This window comes from Chamaesiphon sp. VAR_69_metabat_338, from assembly GCF_031423935.1.
In the GTDB taxonomy this organism is placed as follows: domain Bacteria; phylum Cyanobacteriota; class Cyanobacteriia; order Cyanobacteriales; family Chamaesiphonaceae; genus Chamaesiphon.
This window is the reverse complement of sequence record NZ_JANPGM010000595.1, coordinates 1-2,622: the sequence shown is the minus strand read 5'-3', so window position 1 is coordinate 2,622 and position 2,622 is coordinate 1. Positions and strand designations below refer to the sequence as shown.

The window sequence follows — 2,622 nt, the reverse complement described above, 5'->3', positions numbered from 1 at the left end:
AGGGCTTGGAGATCCATGTGCCAGAATAGATCTTCGAGGGCGATCTCATCCTTGATGATTTTGGTACCCCAGAATGGTGGTGTTGGCCTGTCGATATCTAATGCTACCGCTTCCGATCGCACGGTGTCGATGACTACTGGCTCGTTACTTTCTGCTTTCTCTTTGGGTGCTTCAACTTCGACGGCGACTTTAATTGGATTGCCATCATCGTCGAGGAAGCCGTGGTTGTCGTCCCACTTGTTGCCCTGTTTGGCGGGCATCAGCGCATCCATAAAGTTCAAGTCGGCAAAAGCATCCTTGCCGTAGATTACCTGCCCTTTATAGGCATTCTGACAGTCGTTATAGACAAATTTGGGGGTGAGAGCTGCGCCACCAAGAATAATCGGAATCGTAATGCCTTTTTCGTTGAAAGCTTCGAGATTATCTTTCATGAAGGCAGTGGATTTCACCAATAGTCCGCTCATGGCGATGCAGTCGGGTTTGTGGGTTTCGTAGGCTTGAATAATCGCTTCCACGGATTGTTTAATCCCCATGTTGATTACTTCATAACCGTTGTTGGTGAGGATGATATCAACCAGGTTTTTACCAATATCATGTACGTCACCTTTAACGGTGGCAATTACGAATTTACCCTTAGCATTACTCACGCCTGCGTCGGCTTTATCCATGTGGGGTTCAAGCAGAGCAACTGCGGCTTTCATCGTTTCGGCGGATTGCAAGACAAATGGTAATTGCATTTGTCCCGAACCGAATAGTTCGCCGACAACTTTCATGCCGTCGAGGAGATAGGTGTTAATTACATCTAGAGGTGGGTATTTCTCGATCGCTTTCATCAAGTTCGCTTCTAAACCAACCCGTTCGCCGTCAATAATATGGCGAGTTAGTTTCTCTTCGAGTGGAAGTTTATCATCCTCGGCTTTATCATGTTTGGTGGTTACTCCTTCAAACATGGTGGTGAGCAAACCTAACGGATCGTAGGTGCAAATATCCCCATCGAATTGACGGCGATCGTAAATCAGATTCCGACAAATCTCTTGATGTTCGGGAGTGATTTTAGCGAGGGGGAGGATTTTATTCGGACTAACGATCGCCGCATCCATTCCAGCATTCATACACTCATGCAAGAACATCGAGTTCAATACTTGCCGCGCAGCGGGATTTAGACCGAATGAAATATTTGAAAGTCCCAATAGAACGTGACATTGGGGCAGATTTTCACGAATCATTTTAATCGATTCGACGGTGGCTTTACCATTCTCCCGATCTTCTTCAATTCCGGTGGAAATTGGCAATGCTAAAGGATCGAAGAAGATTTCGTAGGCAGGAATCCCGTATTCTAAAGCAGCGCGATAGGCTCGTTGAGCGATCGCAAATTTCCGCTCGGCAGTCCGCGCCATCCCTTCTTCATCGATCGTCCCAATTACGATTCCCGCGCCATATTTCTTGGCAATTTCCAATACTTTATAGAAGCGTTCTTCGCCATCTTCATAGTTGGTGGAGTTCATTAAACATTTACCACCAGCCACCTTCAATCCGGCTTCCATTTTCTCCCACTCAGTGGAATCCAACATCAGCGGTAAACTCACGTTATTGACTACACGAGAAACGACCTCGTGCATATCCTTGACACCATCGCGACCAACATAATCGACGTTGACATCGAGAATGTGGGCACCTTCTTTGACTTGAGATTTAGCGAGAGAAACTAAACCATCCCAATTCTCTTCATTTAATAAATCGCGACACTTTTTAGAGCCACTCGCATTCAACCGTTCGCCGATAATCAAGAATGAATTATCCTGGAAATAAGGCTGGGTTGACATCAACGAAGATGCCGCTGGCTCAAATACTGGAGTCCGTTCTTTGACTTGGAGTGTCGCACCAATTTCCGCTAAAGCTTTGATATGATCTGGGCGGGTACCACAGCAACCGCCAATTACCTGAACACCCCAATCTTCGACGAATTTGTACATCGCCAATTTGAGTTCGACGGGCGTTAATTTGTAATGAGCGTGTCCGCCAATATTTTCTGGTAATCCCGCATTTGGGACGCAAGAAACCACGAACGGCGACTGCTCGCAAAGGTGCTTAATATGGGGAGCCATCAAATCTGGCCCAGTCGCACAATTTAGACCGAGAATATCGATCGGAAATGGTTGCAATGCCGTCAACAATGTCGCAACATCACTACCCGACAACATCGTCGCCTGGGGATTTTCAAACGTCGCCGAAACCATGATTGGCAACCGCGCACCTTTATCCTTGAACACCCGTTCGAGTCCATTGATTGCTGCCTTAATTTGCAGCACATCCATACAAGTCTCAATCAAAAATAGATCCACACCACCGTCATACAAGCCCGTAGCCTGTTCGGTGTATGCTTGCTCTAGTTCTTCATAACTAATATGCCCGATCGAAGGTAACTTAGTACCAGGACCGATCGATCCAGCTACAAAGCGCGGCTTCTCCGGTGTCGAAAATTCTGCTGTACATTTTTTCGCCAATTCAGCAGCAGTCTTGTTGAGATAATAAACCTGGTCTTCTAGCCCATACTCCGCCAATGTTTGATAGGTACCGCCAAAGGTATCGGTTTCGATCACATCCGCACCCGCTGCCAAAAAG

General features: G+C 46.7%; 1 protein-coding gene. It reads right to left on the bottom strand.

Annotated elements, in window-relative coordinates:
* The coding region (gene metH, locus RMO84_RS16430; RefSeq protein ID WP_310489514.1) for a methionine synthase at window positions 1-2,622 on the bottom strand (2,622 nt) is incomplete at both ends.